The organism is Longimicrobiaceae bacterium (assembly GCA_036375715.1).
Classification (GTDB): domain Bacteria; phylum Gemmatimonadota; class Gemmatimonadetes; order Longimicrobiales; family Longimicrobiaceae; genus DASVBS01.
Map to the genome: position 1 here is coordinate 55,913 of DASVBS010000047.1, position 17,038 is coordinate 72,950.

The window sequence follows — 17,038 nt, forward strand, 5'->3', positions numbered from 1 at the left end:
GTCGTGAGAAGGTCGGCAAGTAGCGTCGTGAGAAGGTTGGTAAAGGTCGCCGGAGCGTGGGCGTTGCTGGTCGCTTGCGGCCTTCCGGCGGCCCGGTCCGTAGCCGCCCAGCAGGCCACCCCCCCGCGCAACGTCGTCTTCATCCTGTCCGACGACCACCGGTACGATTTCATGGGGTTCCACCCCAATGCGCCAGACTGGCTGGAGACTCCGAATCTCGACCGGATGGCGCGGGAGGGCGCGCATCTGATGAACGTCTTCGTGACGACCGCCCTCTGCTCTCCCAGCCGCGCCTCCATCCTTACCGGCAAGTACGCTCACAACCACCGGGTGGTGGACAACAGCTCTCCCATTCCGCCCGGCACCACCTTCTTCCCACAGTATCTGCAGCAAGCAGGCTACGCGACCGGCTATTTCGGGAAGTGGCACATGGGCGAGAATGCCGAGAGCGACCAGCCGCGGCCCGGATTCGACCGGTGGGTGAGCTTCCGCGGGCAGGGCACCTATTACGATCCACTCCTCAATATCGATGGCGAGCGCCGCCAGATGGAGGGGTACACTAGCGAGATCCTGACCGATTTTGCGCTGGAGTGGCTGGACCAGCGTCGGCGAGAGCCCGAACGCCCCTTCTTCATGATCCTGGCGCACAAGGCCGTACACGCGGAGTTCGAGCCGGCGGAGCACCATAGGGGGCGCTACGCCGACGTGGAGATCCCCTATCCGGCCAGCATGGCCAACACCGAATCGAACTATCGGGGGAAGCCGCACTGGGTGCGTGCACAGCGCGACAGCTGGCACGGGGTCGACTACATGTACCACGGCCAGTTCGACTTCGACACCTTCTACCGGCAGTATGCGGAGACCCTGTTGGGGCTGGACGAGAGCATCGGCCGGGTGCTGGACTACCTCGACCGCACCGGTCTGAGCCGCAACACTCTCGTCATCTACATGTCGGACAACGGGTTCCTGCTCGGGGAACACGGCCTGATCGACAAGCGCAACGCCTACGAGGAATCGATGCGGGTGCCGATGCTGGCCTACGCGCCGGGGTGGATCCAGCCGGGGACCCAGATCACCGAGCTGATCCGCAACATCGACATCGCCCCGACGCTCCTGGAGCTGGCCGGCGTACCGATTCCGGAAGACATGGACGGACACTCGGTGCTGCCGGTCTTCACCGGCGGCCAGATCGAGCAGGAGCCGGAGATGCTGTATGAGTACTACTGGGAGTACGCCTTCCCGCACACTCCCACCACCCTTGCGCTGCGCGAGGATCGCTTCAAGTACATCTTCTATCACGGGGTGTGGGATACCAACGAGCTCTACGACCTGCAGAGCGATCCGCACGAGATGGTCAACCTCATCCACGTACCCGCCTACCGCGAGGAGGTAAACCGCATGCGCCAACGGCTATTCGAGCGGCTGGAAGAGACCGGTGGAATGTTGATCCCCCTGAAGCCAGCCGGGACGTTCCAGGCGGCGGAGCGTGAGCTGCCGTGATCAGGTACGCTGCCGGGTCGGTCGCCCCGCTCCTGCTACTGCTCCTCACCGCTTGCGCCGCCGATTCGTCCGATACCGAATCCGAGGTCGCCAACCGTTGGTGGAAGGGAAACCTCCATACCCACTCCCTCTGGAGTGACGGGAACGACTTCCCCGAAAGCATCGTTGATTGGTACGCGACGCGAGACTACAACTTCCTTGTGATTTCCGACCACAACACGCTCCACGCCGGGGAGAAGTGGGTCACCATCAACCCCGGCACCGATCGTAGGGTCGCCTTCGATCGCTACCTGGAACGCTTCGGCGACGACTGGGTCTCGTGGGAACCGCTTGCCGGTGACACCATCCGCGTGCAGTTGAAGACGCTGGACGAGTACCGGCCGCGCTTCGAGCGCCCCGGGGAGTTCATCCTGATCCAGGGTGAGGAGATCACCGACCGGTTCGAGCAGAAGCCGCTCCACGTGAACGCGACCAACCTCGAGCGGCAGATCGAGCCGCACGGAGGCACCAGTGTCGCCGATGTCCTCCAGAACAACATCAACGCCGTGCTCCAGCAGAGGGAGGAGACCGGCCGTCCGATGTTCCCTCACGTCAACCATCCCAACTTCGGCTGGGCGGTGACCGTAGAGGACCTCATGGCCCTGGAGGGCGAGCGATTCTTCGAGGTCTACAATGGCCATCCGCTGGTTCACAACGAGGGGGATCATGAGCATCCCAGCGTGGAGCGGATGTGGGATATCCTCCTCGCCACCCGCATCTCGGAGGGCCGCCCGATCATGTTCGGGCTCGCCACGGACGACTCGCACAATTACGTGACGTTCGAGACCGGCTCTGCGAACCCGGGGCGGGGGTGGATCATGGTCCGGGCGCCGGAGCTCACCGCGGAGTCGCTGATCGACGCGATGGAGCAGGGAGACTTCTACGCCAGCAACGGCGTGGTGCTACGCGACGTTCGCCGCGAGGGAGAGGTGGTGCGCGTGGAGATCGAGCCCGAGGAGGGCGTCACCTACACGACCCAGTTCATCGGCACGCGCCAGGGCTACGACCCGCATAGCGAGCCGGCGGTCAGCGCGGAGGGGGATACGCTGAGCCGGCGCTACAGCGACGACATCGGCCAGGTGCTCGCCGAGGTCGAGGGCCCGACGGCCGAATACCGTTTCCGGGGAGACGAGCTGTACGTCCGCGCCAAGGTGATCTCCTCCAAGCCGAAGGAAAACCCCTACCACGAGGGGGAAGTGGAGACGGCGTGGACGCAGCCATTCCTGCGGGAATTTTGAATTTTGGATTTTGAATTACGAATTACGAATTACGAATGACCGCAGACCGAAGGGGCATGGAGGATTTCACAGAGAGCACAGAGGAAACCCCTCTCCGTTTTCGCCTTTTATGGGGACGTTGGAGGAAGCCGTAGTGTTCCTCTGGGACCTCTGTACCCTCTGTGACCCCTGCGGTTTGCCCGTAATTCGGAATTCGTAATTCGTAATCCGGCCTCCGCTATCCCCCTGCCGCGAGCCGGGTCGCTTGCCTCTCCTCTGAGGGCTCGGCGCGATCCGCGGATTTGGGGCGCGTCGCCAGGCTCGCGCCGTCCGGAATCGCGGGGAGGGCGCCCTTCTCGAGCCAGGCATGCTCACCGCGCAGGACCTCCTGCGCGAGGCGATAGGTAGAGTTGTCGGCGTTGCGGAAGAGCTCGTCGAAGAGCTGCTCCACCTTTCGGCGCGCACGGCGGCAGAACACGTCGGCCATGCGCACCGCCTTCTGACCTTCCTCCCCCTCCTGCCGCATGGCGTGCGCGCGGACGCAGGCGGCTGACATGGCGTACAGCTCAGCGCCGATGTCCACAAAGCGGAAGAGCAGCGCCTGCTTGCGCTCCAGCTTGGCCTGGTAGCGTGACATCGCGTAGAACATGCTGCGCGCCAGACGCCGGGAGGTGCGCTCGATATAGCGCAGGTGAGGGGCGAGCTCGCCGAACTCTCCGTACTTGAAGCGGCTCATCCCCACGTACTGCTTGGGTAGCCAGCTCGCGTAGAAGGCCCCCGCCTTGGCCAGCGCCGACAGCTTGTCGGCGGTCGAGCTCCGCGGGTCGACCAGGTCGCCCGCGACCTGCAGGTGCGTGTCCACCGCCTCGCGGGCGATGAAGAGGCGCATGATCTCGGAGGTGCCCTCGAAGATCCGATTGATGCGGAAATCACGCATCATCCGCTCAACCGGGACGGGCACCTCCCCGCGCGCCTCGAGCGAGGCCGCCGTCTCGTAGCCCCGTCCGCCGCGGATCTGCAGGCAGTCGTCGATGATCCGCCACCCGACCTCCGTTGTCCACAGCTTGGCGATCGCCGCTTCCAGGCGGATGTCGTTACGCCCCACGTCGGCGAGCGCGGAAGAGAGCTCGGCCATCGACTCGATGGCGAAGGCGTCGGCGGCCATTGCACCGAGCTTCTGTGCCACCGCGTCGTGCTTGCCGATGGGCGCTCCCCACTGGACCCGCTCCGCAGCCCATTTCCGACTGATCTCGAGCGCCACCTTCGCGCCCGCAGCGGCGCTCATCGGCAGCGTCAGCCGACCGGTGTTGAGGGTGATCAGCGCGAGCTTGAGCCCCTTACCCTCCTCCCAGAGGATGTTCTCCCGCGGCACACGCACGTTGTCGAAACGGATGACCGCGTTCTGAATTGCCTTCAGCCCCATGAAGCGGCAGCGGTGGACCACCTCGACCCCCGGTGAGTCCGCCTCCACGATGAATGCGGTGACCTGCGGGATCTCCTTGCCGTTCTTGATCTTGGGAGGAGTGCGCGCCATCACCACCAGGAGCTCGGCGATGGTGCCGTTGGTGCACCAGAGTTTCTCCCCGTTGATGATGAAGGCCTCGCCGTCTTCCGTGGGCGTCGCGGTGGTGGTGATCGCCGCGGGATCGGACCCGACCTCCGCTTCGGTGAGTGCGAACGCGGAGACGGCACCCTTCGCGAGTCGGGGGAGGTAGCGGGCCTTCTGCTCGGGGGTGCCGAACATCTTCAGAGGCTGGGGCACACCGATCGATTGGTGCGCCGAGAGCAGCGCGGTGAGGTTGCCGTCGCGGCTGGTCACCAGCGAGATGGCCCGGCCGTATCCCACCTGGGACAGCCCGATTCCGCCATATTCCTCGGGGATCTTCAGGCCGAAAGCCCCCAGCTCGCGTAGCCCTTCGACGACATCGGGAGGCAACTCGCCGGTGCGGTCGATCTCCTCCGAATCCACCTTCTCTTCGATGAAGGCGGCAAGCCGTGCGATGTATTCGTCGGTCTTGCGCCGGTCTTCCGGAGATTGCTGGGGATAGGGATGGATGAGATCTAGCCGGAAGCGGCCCAGGAAGAGCTCGCGGACGAAGCTGGGGTTCGTCCAGTCTGCCTCCCGCGCCGCTTCCGCGACCTCGCGGGACTCCTGCTCCGACGGTGAGCCTGGACGTGCGGTCTCGCTCATCACTATCTCCTCGCGCCGAGTGGATGCTGACCCTGTCCCGGGTTGCAACATGTGGACCCCGCCAAATCCAAGCTACGACTGAGCCTGGCTCACGCAATCGTCCATCCTTTTCGGGCCTGTCCGCTACCCGTGGGCACCCCGGTTCCGACGCGGTCCGCACCGTGCAGATGATTCCGATCCGCCAGATCGAAGACGCGACGACACTTCGGCATGCGAGGAGTGCCATGGAGGCAGCGAATCGAGCTTCGGCACCGGCGGCACTCGTGGCGGGGGCGTTGATGTACGCGGGGTGGCAGGCGCTCCGCCGAGCCAGAGAGGCCGATATTTACGGGCAGGTGGCTCTCGTGACGGGGGGATCGCGCGGTCTCGGCTTGCTGATCGCCCACGAGTTGCTCGAGGCCGGATGTCAGGTAGCCGTCTGCGCGCGCGATGTGACCGAGCTGGAAGCCGCCCGGGAGCAACTGGAGCGGAGCGGCGGCCAGGTAATGTCGATCGCCTGCGACGTGAGCGACCCGGTCCAGGTTCGGAACATGGTCGAGCAGATCGAGGCGGAGCTCGGGCCCGTCGCTCTGCTGGTGAACAACGCCAGCATCATCCAGGTCGGTCCCCTCGAGGCGATGACGCTGGATGACTTCCGCGAGGCGATGGAAGTGAACTTCTGGGGGGTGGTGAACACAACCCTGGCTGTGCTGCCCGGCATGCGAAGTCGCCGGGCCGGCCGCCTCGTCAACATCACCTCGATCGGGGGGAAGGTCGCGATTCCCCACCTCTTGCCATACGACTGCGCGAAGTTCGCCGCGGTGGGCTTCTCGGAGGGCCTCCGAGCCGAGCTGGCTCGCTACGGCATCAGCGTTACGACGGTGGTGCCGGGGCTGATGCGCACCGGCTCTCCCGTGAACGCCTTCTTCAAGGGCGAGGTGGATCGTGAGTTCACCTGGTTCAGCCTGGGCGACGCTACACCGGTAAGCGCGATGAGCGCTCGACGCGCGGCGCGCCAGATCGTGTCGGCCGCACGGCGAGGGGCCGCCGAGGTGACACTGAGCTGGCAGGCGAAGGCGCTGCGCGTCACCCACGATCTCTTCCCGGGTCCCACTGCGCGGCTCCTGGGCGTGGTGAACCGTGCCCTTCCCTCTGGTAACGGGGCCGAGAGCGTGCGGGGGATGGAGATCGCCACACCCGTGTCCCCTTCGCCCGCCACGGCGATGATGAATCGGGCTGCTCGTCGCAACAACCAGTACGGAGGAAGACCGGAGCCCTCGCCGACGCACGCCCGCAAGGTGGGCCTGTCCGGCGTGGCGCAACCGGACGGCGCATCACCATCCGAACCGGAGAGTGAACGATGAGGCGGCGCAGGCGGGAGCGGGTCGTCGTCATCACGGGGGCCTCAGCCGGGGTGGGCCGGGCCACCGCACGTGCCTTCGCCCGCCAGGGTGCCCGGATCGCCCTTCTGGCGCGGGGCGCTGCCGGACTCGAGGGAGCCCGGCGTGAGGTCGAGGCGCTTGGCGGAACGGCGTTGGTCGTCCCCGCCGACGTCGCCGATCCCGATCAGGTGGAGGCGGCCGCCGACCGCGCGGAGCGGGAGCTGGGGCCGATCGACGTGTGGGTCAACAACGCGATGAATTCCGTCTTCTCCCCCGTGCGGGAGATGACCCCGGAGGACTACCGGCGCGTGACGGAGGTGACCTACCTGGGCTATGTCTATTGCACCCTCTCTGCCCTGCGCCGGATGCTCCCGCGGGATCGGGGGAAGATCATCTTCGTGGGCTCCGCTCTGGCCTATCGGGGGATCCCGCTGCAGTCTGCGTACTGCGCGGCCAAACACGCCGTGCAGGGATTCTTCGATTCCCTCCGCACCGAGTTGATGCACGACGGGAGCAAGGTGCAGGTCACCATGGTGCAGCTCCCGGCGCTCAACACCCCGCAGTTTCGCTGGGTGAAGAGCCGGCTTCCGAACAAGGCCCAACCGGTCCCTCCGATCTTGCAGCCGGAAGTTGCTGCGGATGCGATCCTGTTCGCGGCGGATCACGATCGACGCGAGCTCTGGGTAGGTTGGCCGACCGTCAAGGCGATCGCGGGGAACCGGATCGTGCCCTGGTATGCGGACCTGCGGCTCGCGCGTGAAGGCGTTCAAGCTCAGCAGCTGGACGAACCGGAGGATCCTGACCGACCTCACAACCTGTGGGAGCCGGTGGATGACGAGGTCGATTTCGGTGCCCACGGCGATTTCGACGTTCGTTCGAGACCCAGCACATCGCAGCTGTGGCTGGCCAAGCATCGGCCGGCCCTCAGCGTGGCCGGTGCGGCGATCGCCGCGGCAGCGGCCGTCCTGACCGGCCTGGCCACTCGCAACGGTCGGTCGGGCGAACCCGAGGCGGACAGTGCGGAAGCCTTCGACGCCCAGCTCGCCTGGCTCGAGGAACGGCATCCGATGCCAGATTGAGCTGTCGCCGGCTGTCCACGCGGGTGTGCGATGGACGGCCGTCCTGTCATCGACAGTGGACGGAACGGCGGCGTGCCGGGCGCGTCGCCGCTTCTTTTTAATAGCGTTTATCTCACATATCTACAATGACTTAAACGTACTGCTGAAAGGATAGACGGGGCCGGCCCCGGGCTTGCTCAGGGCGGATGAACATGGTACGTACGTAAGCGCGCCGGGCGATCGAGCGGACGGTCGCCAGAGTGTCATCCCTGTTTTCACCCTGATGGAGAGCACGATGTTCAACCGACGATCACTTCTCCTGCTTCCGATCTTCGGCCTGGTCCTGGGCGCATGCGACGACTCCACCGCCCCGGAGGGGGACGAGCTCAGCGCCGAGGAAGCCGTCGCTCTGGCGATCGCTCTGGACAACACGAGCAGTTCCGCCGTCGATCCGCAGCCCGATCCGGAGGGTCCCGATCTGGCTCTCCTTCCGTCTGACGGGCCATCGAAGGCGGTGACCACCGGTCGAGACGAGTTCTCCATCGATCTCCCCTGTCCTCGCGGCGGCACCGCGCGGCTGGAGGGCGAGCGCGAGCTCGTGATCGATAGCGACGAGGGTTTCATCACCTTGGATGTCGAAGCGTCCAAAGGCCACACCGGCTGCACCTTCCGCACGGGTGGGGGGATCGACATCACGATCGACGGGACGGTTACCTTTGTCGCCGCCCGCGAGCTGCGACAGGGTGAGGCGAGCGCCTCCCAGACCCACTCGGGAACCCTCACCTACGTGACCAGCGAGGGCAAGGAGGGGAGCTGCTCTATCGATCTGACCACCGAGTTCAACCTCGTCCCCGGCTCCATCACCCGCACGATTATCGGCTCCGTCTGCGGCCATGAGGTGGACGTGGAGACGAGTTGGACGCACGAGGCGACGTGAGGGAGTGAGGGGGTGACAAGGTGACAAGGTGAACGGACAAACGCGCGGCGGGGCGACCGCGAGACAAGGAGATAAGGGGACAAGGAGTGAACGGGTGAGCCGGCGGCCAGCTCTCCATTCAAGAAGCGGTAGGCGAAGCGGCCAGGAGCGGGACGCAAGGTGGTCGAAGTATGGTGCCCTCTTCACCGTGGCCGCGCGCTCATCCGCACCGGAGGGATGCGCATCCAAGACCTTTGCGGGAAGCTCGGAACGGCGCCCCCGCCTCACCCCGTCACCCCCTCCTTGTCTCCTCTTCTCCTTGTCTCCTCGTCCCGCCCGCTCACCCCACTCACCCCTCACCTTGTCACCCCGTCACCCCCTCAAGACCGCCCTCGCGGCATTATACCCACACATCCCATGCACCCCCCCGCCGGGCGGGGTGGAGGCGGAGCAGATCCAGAGGCCCGGGACGGGGGTGGCGTAGGGATCGGGGCTCAGCAGGGGGCGGAAAATCAGCTGGTCCACGGTGCCGGCTCCACCGTTGACGTCCCCGCCGACGAGGTTGGCATTGAGTGCTTGGAGCTGGCGGGTGTTCAGGGTGCTGCGCGCCAGGACGAGGTCGCGGAATCCGGGCGCGAAGCGCTCGATCTGCGCCTCGATGCGCTCGCTCATGTCGAAGGTGGAACCGTTGGGCACGTGGCAGTATGCCCAGGCCGTGTGCTTGCCCGGCGGTGCGCGCGTGGGGTCCGCGAGGCTCGGCTGGGTCAGCAGGACGTACGGTCGCTCCGGATGCTCGCCGCGGAGCGGCTTTCGCTGCGACTCCGACACCTCCTCGAGCCGACCCGCCAGGTGCACGGTGGCCGCGCGTGCACATTCGCTCGCCTTCCACGGAATGGGCCCGGAGAGCGCCCAGTCCATCTTGAACACCCCCGGGCCGTAGCGGAAACGTTCCAGCCGCCAGCGGTAGCCTGCGGGCAGTCGATCCCCCGCGATCTCCAGCACCTGCCGCGGGGTGAGGTCCAGCAGAATGTCCCGCGCTTCAGGCAGCTCGCGCAGTGACCGCACCGGCATTTCCAGCTCGATGTCTCCCCCCAGGGAGCGGAAATAGGACGCCATCGCCTCGGTGATGCGCCTCGCCCCGCCGCGGGGAAACGGCCACCCCACAGCGTGCCCCGCCACATTCAGCGTGAGCCCGTAAGCCGCGGTCCCGAGGCGGTGCAGCGGGAGCCCGGAGTGCGCGGCGCTGCCGGCGAAGAGCGCGGCGGCCCGCCAGCCTCGAAAGGACAGTCGACAGAGCCGCTGCACCGATAGCATCCCCCTCATTCCGAATCGGGCTAGCAGCAGCGGATGGCGGGGGATGCCGATGGGGTCGAGGATGTCGGACGCGATCTCGTCCCAGGCTTGCGACAGGGGTTGGTGCAGGCGCCGCCAGGCTCCCGCGTCCTCCGCCAGCCAGCGCCCGGTCTGCTCGATCGAACGCTCCAGCAGCGCGGCCGTACCGTCGTCGAACGGATGCGCGAACGCCGCTTCCGAGTGCACCCACTCCAGCCCGTGCTCGTGCAACGGGAGCCTGCTCAGGAAGGGAGACCCCACCCCGAGCGGGTGCACGGTCGAAAAGGTGTCGTGAACGAAGCCGGGTAGGGTGAGCTCGTCCGAGCTCGCGCCGCCGCCCACGCGCTCGCGCGCCTCGCGGATGAGAACCGATCGCCCGGCCTCAGCCAGGGCGATGCCAGCCGCCAGCCCGTTGGGTCCCGCGCCGACGATGACCGCGTCGTATCTGGGCATCTTTCCGTCAGCCCCGCGGCGGCCGACGAAGGCGCAGCCTTAGCGCGTGTGCGGCGTAGGCGGTCGCCACCCCGAAGGTGAGTGCCACCGAAGCGGCAACAAGCGTCATGCGCCCGGTGCGGGCTTCCGGCGGACGCTCGACCTGCGTCTGCACGGCGCCGCCCCAGCGGGGGAAGGTTATGGCGTAGATGATCCCGCCCATCGCCGCCCCGCCGATAGCTGGGTGGAGGTCGAACTCCTCGTCGACCAGGGAGTACAGAATTCCCCAGGCCGCTCCGTAGCCGAAGTGGAAGAGTGTCCCCAGGATCCACTCCAGCTCGATAGGCATCTCCTTCCCGAGGTCGCGTGCCAGGCGATCCATCAGACGCGGGGCGATGTTGGCGTCCTCGTGAGAAGGCAGGATCAGTGCGTTCTCCGTTGCGCCGACGGCCGCTTGTACCAGGCTTCCGACCATTCCGGCTGTCGAGCCCCGGAGCACCGTGGAGAGAGTAGGCATGGGTGAATTCCGCGCTTTGTGGTTAGAACCTGCGTTCCCGCTCCGGGCTTGCCTGGTGCGGGCGCCGCGCCTGGACGCCTGATGCCAGTCTTCGCTCGAAGCGGTCTCGCACCCTCTGTACCATCCACGTCACACTCTCCCATGGACATCCGTTCTTTGTGCGAGTGCTCAGTGTTGCCCCCGGAGGAGGAAGGCCCCTGCACAGCAGCCTCGCATACGAACTCCATCGCCCGGCTTCGGTGAGCGGCCCCGATCGCGAGCCGAGCGGCTTCGGAGAGCTGTACGAGCGGCTTCAGCCCTCGTTGCTACGTTATCTCGAGCGGCTCACCGCCGATCGTGACGTCGCACAGGACGTGGCGCAGGAAGCTTTCCTGCGCCTGCTGCGCAGAAGCGATCTCACCGGCGACGATGCCCGGCTCTGGATCTTCACCGTGGCGACCAACCTGGTACGCGATCACGGGCGTACGGTGGTGCGCCGCCAGCGTCTGCTGAGCGGCCGACCGATGACTCCGAATGCGGTCCCGACGCCCGACGCGCTGACGGAGCGAGCCGAGCAAGTGGAACGGGTGCGGGCCGCGCTGCGTCAGCTCCCCGAGCGTGACCGGCAGCTCCTGCTGATGCGTGAGGAAGGATTCCGATACCAGGAGATGGCGGAGGCGGTTGGTGTGGCGCCCGGATCGGTGGGAACCCTCATCGCACGCGCACTGAAGAAGTTCGAAGCCGTGTATCGCAGGGATGAAGAGCGAGATGACGCACATCGATGAAGGTACGCTGCAGGCGTACCTGGACGGGGAGCTGCTGCTCGAGGAGCGCTGGCGGGCGGAGCGGCACCTCGAGGAATGCGAGCTCTGTCGCATGGAGGTGGACGCCATGACCGGCCGAGCCCGCCGTTTCACGGAGGCGATGAGCCTCCTCGATGCCGCGCCCCGGGAGCGTCAACACGCCATCGGCTGGCCCCGCCAGCAGCGAGCTGCCTTCCTGCGCCGCATGCTCCCCCGTGCGGCGGTTCTTCTGCTCTTCGCTGGAGCTGCGGCCTCGGCAACCGTACCTGGATGGCCTCTTCGGCAGTGGATCGAAAGCATCGCCGAGGAGCCGCGGGAGGTCGCCGTAACGATTCCGGAGGAGGAGACCCAGGCGCCGCTGGGTTCGGCGGCGGAAGCAATGGAGTCCGGTGTGTTCGTCGACGCCGTGAACGGCCGCGTCGAGGTAGAGGTCCTGGGCGGACACGACCTGCGGGTGCGCGCCGTACTGGTGGAGGGAACGCGCGCCGGAGTGGCGGCGACCGGCAGCGCCACCGAGAGCCGTTTCCGCACCGGAACGGGCAGAATCGAGGTCCACGGGCCCCACGACGGGGAGCTGCGGGTAGAGATCCCTCGCGGGGCGGCGGTCGCATCCGTTATCATCAATGGACAGGTCGTGCTGCAGAAGGAGGGCTCCAGCCTGGATCTCAGCACAGACCTGACCGGCTTGCAGTCGGCTGGAATCGGATTGAGCATTGAGCAGTGATCCCGGAACCACGCCATGCTGGCGCACGCCTTCTCCACCGTATTCCTCGCCCTCGCCCTGCAGCTCCCGGGCTCGACCGGGAGCGTTCGCGGCGAGATCCGTAGTGAGGAGTCGGGAGCGGTAATTCCGGGGGCGACCGTGGAGATCGTCGCCGACCGCCCGCTTGGCGCTACCGCCTCCGACGACGACGGCCGCTACCTTCTCTCCAACGTCCCCGCCGGCCGCCACACCATCCGCGCCCATCGAATCGGCTACGCCCCCCTGGAGATGGATGTCATGATCCCGGCCGGGGGGCAGGTGGAGGTCGATATCGCGCTGCGCATGACCCCGATCGTTCTCGCTCCGGTCGAGGTGGGGGGACGCGAACGATCGATTCGCAGTGACAGTTTCGCCGCGCCCCCCGGTGAACTTACCATGGCCGGCGTGCGAGCCATGCAGGCGTCGCCGGGGTTGGCGGAGCTCGGTCTGGCCGATGCCGTGTCGCGGCTTCCCGGGCAGGAGCCACCCGACCCTTCGGACGTGCTCTACGTGCGCGGTACGGGCGCCGACCTGAAGCTGGTCTACCTGGACGGAGCACCGGTGTACGCTCCCTTCCCATTGGGCGGACTGCTGGATCCCTTCGCGCCGGGGCTGCTCAGCTCCGCTGAGGTGTATCTGGGCGGGGCGCCGGCACGATACGACGGAGGCCTTTCCTACATACTCGACCTGCGCACCCGCGCCGCCCGCGGTGGCCGCTTCCATTCCTCCGGGGCGATGGACCTCCTGTCCTCGCGCGCGTTGGTCGAGATACCTGTGGGAGGCAACGCCGGGCTGCTGTTCTCAGGGCGGGGAGTGCACGACGTGGGAACGCGGTGGTTCGAGGAAGGTGCTCTCCCGTATGGCTATCGCGAGGGGTTGATGCGGGCCGACGTCGGACTCGGAGGCACCGGGAGCCTCAGCCTGACAGCGTTTGCCAACGGGGAGCGCGTTTGGCTCGACAGTGTCCGCACTGCCTCGACCGCAATCGAATGGGGGAACCAGGCTGCTTCGCTGCGCTACCGGGCAAGCCTTGGTGGCACCAGCGTCGAGCTGACCGGCGCGGTCGCTGACTTCGAAGCACAGTTGCCCGTATCGGACGGAACCCTGCGCCTGGCGCGTGGCTCCTCACGGCGAACCCGCCTCGCGGCCGACGCGGTCAGCCGCCTCTCGGGGATCGTCCTGCGGTACGGAGCCTCGTTCGAAGAACAGGATCAGCGCTACGAGGCCCGGGTTGCTGACCTCACGGGGTCGTGGAAGGAAGTGGGGAGCGCCGGGGAGGGCAGCGAAGCCGGCCTCTACCTGGATGCGGGGGTGCAACTCGCGCCTCGCTTCGTGTTACGTGGCGGTCTGCGCGCGGATCACTTCTCGCTCAGCGACGAGTTCATCCTCTCTCCGCGAGTCGCCGCCACGATGATGCTCACCGACCGCGCCTCGGTGACGCTGGCGGCCGGGCAGTATCACCAGTATCTGCGACCGCCCGAGGAGAAGGTCCTGGCTGCGGCAGGGGGGATCCCGATCCAGCAGGTCGAGCCGCTCGCCCTCGGGCGCGCCACGCACGTATCGCTCTCCGTCGACCAGGACGTGGGAGAGGGAATCCATTTCGGACTGGAGGGCTTCTACAAGAACTTCGAAGGGATCCCCAATGGGGTGGCCTCGAACGCGAGCTCCTCGGGGGTGGATCTGTGGCTTCGCCGGGGGACGGGCAACTGGCGCGGCTGGCTTGGCTATTCTCTCGCCTGGACGTGGTCGACATCGGACGTCGACAACGCCACCCGGTTCGATGGTCGGCACCTGCTGAGCTCGGGAATCAGCGCCCCGCTGGGCGAGCGCGCGAGGATCGACCTGGGGTTCACCTACGGGGCGGGGTTGCCCTACTCGGCGATCCCGTTCGGGACCACGGACATGGGCGAAAGCCCATTCGGGGAATACGCGCCCGCCTTCGCGGTGGGCCGATCGGCAGTCGAGATGACCGCGGGGAATGCGCCGCTGCTACCGACCCCGAGCCGTCCATATCTGCGTGTGGACCTGGGCGCGTCCGGCACCTGGACGCCGCGATGGGGGCGTTCGATGATGGAGATCACCCCGTACGTCCGGCTGCTCAACACCCTCGGTCACCGGGACGCACTCTTCTACCGGGCGCCGGAGAACGGAGACGACGGGTTCCGACCGGTCATGGTACTCCCGCTGGTGCCGGTGATCGGCGTGGAGTGGAACTTCTGAGCGGCTTTTTCCGCGTCGTCCACTGCGCTCATTCCGGGTACAGGAGGTAGCGCGCGCGTACTGGCTCCCACGCGGCGAGCTCCTCCTGCCAGCGATTCCAGATCGTACGGGGATCTTCCCCGGCGTCGAAGGCCTTGCGAGCCCATCGCGAGCCCATCATCTGCGTGAATCCGTCGTTGGTGATGCGGAACTCGTCCGGGTGCTCCGCCCGGATCACCGAGAGGAGTACCAGCGCGGTCCAGACCGGGCGGTAGGCGTCACGGTCGGTGATCTTCAGCTCGATCGCCTGCACCCGCTCGCCGCGGAAGGGCACCCAGCCCTCCCCGTCGGGAACCAGCTCGGTGGTTGCGAGGGCGACGCCCGGAAGCTCGTAGGACGCGGCTCGCGCGAGAACCTGCTCTGCCCGCAACCACGGGGCTCCGACGTACGAAAACGGGCGATCGGTTCCCCGGCCGACCGTCAGGTTGGTGGCCTCGAAGAGGACGAGGCCCGCATAGTTGAGGGCCGCTTCCAGCGAGCGGATGTTCGGTGAAGGGTTGACCCACGGAAGTGCGGTCTCGTCGAACCACATCGAACGACGCCACCCGTCGGCGGGGATCACGTGCAGGTCCGCATCCACGCCGAACTCCGTGTTGACATAGCGCGCGATCTCGCCCACGGTCATGCCGTGGCGCAGCAGCACCGGGTAGTAGCCGGTGATCGCCTGTCCGACATTGCGCATCTCCATCTCCATCAGCGGCCCGGCGGCGCGCCCCGTAATCGGGTTCGGGCGGTCGAGCACGACGAACGGGATGCCCTGCTCGGCGGCGGCCTCCATTGCCATGGCCATGGTCCAGACGAACGTGTACGGCCGCGCGCCGATGTCCTGCATGTCGAACAGGAGGATGTCTACGCCGGCCAGCATCTCCGGGGTGGGACGTTGCGTGCTCCCGTAGAGAGAGAAGATGGGTATGCCGGTTGCCGCATCGCGCTGCGTGTCGATGCGGACGCCACCTTCCACGTCGCCCCGCAGGCCGTGCTCGGGGCCGTACAGGGCGACGAGATTGACCCCCGCCGCGTCGTGCAGCAGGTCGATGCCGCTCCGCCCGTCCGAGGTTACCGCGGTCTGGTTGGTGATGAAACCGACCCGGTGCCCCTCGAGCAGGTGCATCGAATCGCGCAGGATGACCTCGAGGCCAGGGAGAACCGCGATCTGCTCGGCGGTTACGCCCGGCAACGTGTCCGGCCCGGCGGTGTCTTCGCGATCGGGCTCGCCCGCCCCGTTGCACGCGGAGAGGAGGAAAGCCAGGGCCCAAGAGGCCATGCAGGAGATCGGCATCGAATAGCGCGGCATTGAAGGGGTCTCTATTTTGGGCTCAAAGCGGTCGTCGGCGCGCGGACAAGGCCGCAGAGGTCACGCCTCTGTGACCCCTGCAGTTGAACAACCCGAAGCCGGTACCAGGCCATCTCCACCTTTGGAGGCTGCCCGTTGACCGTCCATTTCCGCTTTGCCCGCCCGGAAGAGCTCGATGAGATCGTCCGACTGACCAGGCACAGCTTTCCCGGGGTGGGGAGAGACCACGACTGGTGGATGTCGCGGTATCGGGAGACGGTCTACGGAGACGGCACCGAGATCTTGTGGGTGGGGGAGGACTCCGGTCGCCTGGTCGCGACCTGCCAGCTCCACCGCATCGTCCATCACGTGTCGGAAGCCGAGTTCCCTTCCATGGGCCTCGGAACGGTAGCGATTGCCCCCACCTATCGCCAGCGCGGCTTCGGAGGTCGAATGGTCGCGACCGCGCTGGAGGCGGCGAGTGATCGCGGCGACCTGCTCTCCTCCCTCTACCCCTTTCGAGCCTCGTTCTACGGCCGCCTGGGCTACGGGCTCTGCGGCGATACCCACCAGTACCACATTGCACCGGAGGCGCTGCCCTCGAGCGAGCTGCGCGCTGCCGTCGAGGTCCTCTCCGGGGGGGACGACCTCCGGGAGATCGTCGAGCTCTACGACCGGTGGGCCCGTACCCAGACCGGGCAGGTGAAGCGCGATGCGCGAGTCTGGGCGTCGTTGCTGGCGGTCGAAGATCGCCTGCTGGTGGCATATCGAGGGACCCATGGACAGCTCGAGGGGTACGCCCTCGCGAGCTACCCCACCGAGCTTCCGCCGCAGGAGCGATACCTTTCCATCGAGGAGCACGCGTGGACTACGCCCGAGGCGCGCCGCGCCCTCTACGGGTGGATGGCGTCCATGGGCGATCAATGGCGTGCGCTCACCCTGCGCGCCCTGCCGGAACATCGTCTGGAGGACTGGCTGCGCGAGCCGAGACTCGGAGGCGGCCCGGTCCCCCAGTGGGGGCTCTGGTTCCCCTCGGCGGTTCTGATGCGAGGGCCGATGTTCCGCGTCCTGAAGGTTGACGAGGCCTGGTCACGGAGAGCGGTCGATCCCGAGGCCTCGCTCACCCTGCGCCTGGACGTGACCGACGAACAGCTCGCGACGAACTCCGGTAGCTGGCGCCTGCGGCTGGAGGGAGGAACAGTGGCCGTCGAGAGGGGAACCGGGGCCGCGGACCTGACGCTCAGGACCGGGATCCAGGCTCTCTCTCGCATCTTTCTGGGGGCGCTCCCCCCTAGTGCAGCGCTGGCCGCTGGCCTGGTGGAAGTGGAAGGCGTGGACCGGCTCCGCAAGCTGGACCGCGCGCTGGCTCTACCAGGGAGCTGGACCTTCGACCGGTACTGAAGGCTCCTGCGGGGGCAA

General features: G+C 66.9%; 13 protein-coding genes. 9 read left to right on the top strand and 4 right to left on the bottom strand.

Going from position 1 to position 17,038, the window contains the following annotated elements; translation table 11 throughout:
* The first annotated feature begins 27 nt into the window (after positions 1-27).
* Both VF167_09330 and VF167_09335 read left to right on the top strand, forming a co-directional pair.
* The gene (locus VF167_09330) at positions 28-1,500 is read left to right on the top strand and encodes a sulfatase (protein HEX6925622.1); all 1,473 of its coding nucleotides are present in this window, start codon (positions 28-30) and stop codon (positions 1,498-1,500) included.
* A complete protein-coding gene (locus tag VF167_09335; protein HEX6925623.1) occupies positions 1,497-2,777 on the top strand; it encodes a hypothetical protein in 1,281 nt (426 codons plus the stop codon). The genes VF167_09330 and VF167_09335 overlap by 4 nt, the downstream gene beginning before the upstream one ends.
* A 217-nt stretch (positions 2,778-2,994) precedes the next feature.
* Here VF167_09335 and VF167_09340 read toward each other — a convergent pair whose 3' ends face one another.
* The gene (locus VF167_09340) at positions 2,995-4,947 is read right to left on the bottom strand and encodes an acyl-CoA dehydrogenase family protein (protein HEX6925624.1); all 1,953 of its coding nucleotides are present in this window, start codon (positions 4,945-4,947) and stop codon (positions 2,995-2,997) included.
* A gap of 224 nt (positions 4,948-5,171) precedes the next feature.
* Between VF167_09340 and VF167_09345 the strand changes: the two genes are divergently transcribed.
* The 3 genes from VF167_09345 to VF167_09355 all read left to right on the top strand — a co-directional run bounded on the left by VF167_09345 (position 5,172) and on the right by VF167_09355 (position 8,303).
* Complete coding sequence (locus VF167_09345) at positions 5,172-6,290, top strand: SDR family oxidoreductase (GenBank protein ID HEX6925625.1); 1,119 nt, start codon at positions 5,172-5,174, stop codon at positions 6,288-6,290.
* The gene (locus VF167_09350; GenBank protein ID HEX6925626.1) at positions 6,287-7,387 is read left to right on the top strand and encodes an SDR family oxidoreductase; all 1,101 of its coding nucleotides are present in this window, start codon (positions 6,287-6,289) and stop codon (positions 7,385-7,387) included. The genes VF167_09345 and VF167_09350 overlap by 4 nt, the downstream gene beginning before the upstream one ends.
* 274 nt (positions 7,388-7,661) lie before the next feature.
* On the top strand, positions 7,662-8,303 hold the full coding sequence (locus tag VF167_09355; GenBank protein HEX6925627.1) for a hypothetical protein: 642 nt from the start codon (positions 7,662-7,664) through the stop codon (positions 8,301-8,303).
* Positions 8,304-8,654: 351 nt separating this feature from the next.
* On the opposite strand, the gene VF167_09360 is transcribed toward VF167_09355, so the two are convergent.
* Both VF167_09360 and VF167_09365 read right to left on the bottom strand, forming a co-directional pair.
* Positions 8,655-10,067, bottom strand: a complete 1,413-nt coding sequence (locus VF167_09360) for an NAD(P)/FAD-dependent oxidoreductase (GenBank protein HEX6925628.1) — start codon at positions 10,065-10,067, stop codon at positions 8,655-8,657.
* Between the two features lie 7 nt (positions 10,068-10,074).
* Positions 10,075-10,563, bottom strand: coding sequence for a hypothetical protein (locus VF167_09365; protein HEX6925629.1), 489 nt, complete (start codon positions 10,561-10,563; stop codon positions 10,075-10,077).
* A 239-nt stretch (positions 10,564-10,802) separates the two neighbouring features.
* Between VF167_09365 and VF167_09370 the strand changes: the two genes are divergently transcribed.
* Genes VF167_09370 through VF167_09380 form a run of 3 tightly spaced genes read left to right on the top strand, consistent with a single transcriptional unit; the run spans position 10,803 to position 14,307 of the window.
* A complete protein-coding gene (locus VF167_09370; protein ID HEX6925630.1) occupies positions 10,803-11,327 on the top strand; it encodes a sigma-70 family RNA polymerase sigma factor in 525 nt (174 codons plus the stop codon).
* Entirely contained in the window at positions 11,299-12,069 is a 771-nt protein-coding gene (locus VF167_09375; GenBank protein ID HEX6925631.1) for a zf-HC2 domain-containing protein, read from the top strand. Before VF167_09370 ends, VF167_09375 begins: the two co-directional genes overlap by 29 nt.
* Before the next feature lie 15 nt (positions 12,070-12,084).
* The gene (locus tag VF167_09380) at positions 12,085-14,307 is read left to right on the top strand and encodes a TonB-dependent receptor (GenBank protein ID HEX6925632.1); all 2,223 of its coding nucleotides are present in this window, start codon (positions 12,085-12,087) and stop codon (positions 14,305-14,307) included.
* A gap of 28 nt (positions 14,308-14,335) precedes the next feature.
* Here VF167_09380 and VF167_09385 read toward each other — a convergent pair whose 3' ends face one another.
* Positions 14,336-15,610 (bottom strand): DUF1343 domain-containing protein, encoded by a 1,275-nt coding sequence (locus VF167_09385; protein ID HEX6925633.1) that lies wholly within the window; start codon positions 15,608-15,610, stop codon positions 14,336-14,338.
* Positions 15,611-15,775: 165 nt separating this feature from the next.
* On the opposite strand from VF167_09385, the gene VF167_09390 reads away from it, so the two are divergent.
* The gene (locus VF167_09390; GenBank protein ID HEX6925634.1) at positions 15,776-17,020 is read left to right on the top strand and encodes a GNAT family N-acetyltransferase; all 1,245 of its coding nucleotides are present in this window, start codon (positions 15,776-15,778) and stop codon (positions 17,018-17,020) included.
* The last annotated feature ends 18 nt before the right edge of the window (positions 17,021-17,038 follow it).

Bases quoted from the DNA above. Each gene is read 5' to 3' on its own strand.
- VF167_09340 (HEX6925624.1), bottom strand. From the start codon at position 4,947: ATGAGCGAGACCGCACGTCCAGGCTCACCGTCGGAGCAGGAGTCCCGC.
- VF167_09345 (HEX6925625.1), top strand. From the start codon at position 5,172: ATGGAGGCAGCGAATCGAGCTTCGGCACCGGCGGCACTCGTGGCGGGG.
- VF167_09350 (HEX6925626.1), top strand. From the start codon at position 6,287: ATGAGGCGGCGCAGGCGGGAGCGGGTCGTCGTCATCACGGGGGCCTCA.
- VF167_09355 (HEX6925627.1), top strand. From the start codon at position 7,662: ATGTTCAACCGACGATCACTTCTCCTGCTTCCGATCTTCGGCCTGGTC.
- VF167_09360 (HEX6925628.1), bottom strand. From the start codon at position 10,067: ATGCCCAGATACGACGCGGTCATCGTCGGCGCGGGACCCAACGGGCTG.
- VF167_09365 (HEX6925629.1), bottom strand. From the start codon at position 10,563: ATGCCTACTCTCTCCACGGTGCTCCGGGGCTCGACAGCCGGAATGGTC.
- VF167_09375 (HEX6925631.1), top strand. From the start codon at position 11,299: ATGAAGAGCGAGATGACGCACATCGATGAAGGTACGCTGCAGGCGTAC.
- VF167_09380 (HEX6925632.1), top strand. From the start codon at position 12,085: ATGCTGGCGCACGCCTTCTCCACCGTATTCCTCGCCCTCGCCCTGCAG.
- VF167_09385 (HEX6925633.1), bottom strand. From the start codon at position 15,610: ATGGCCTCTTGGGCCCTGGCTTTCCTCCTCTCCGCGTGCAACGGGGCG.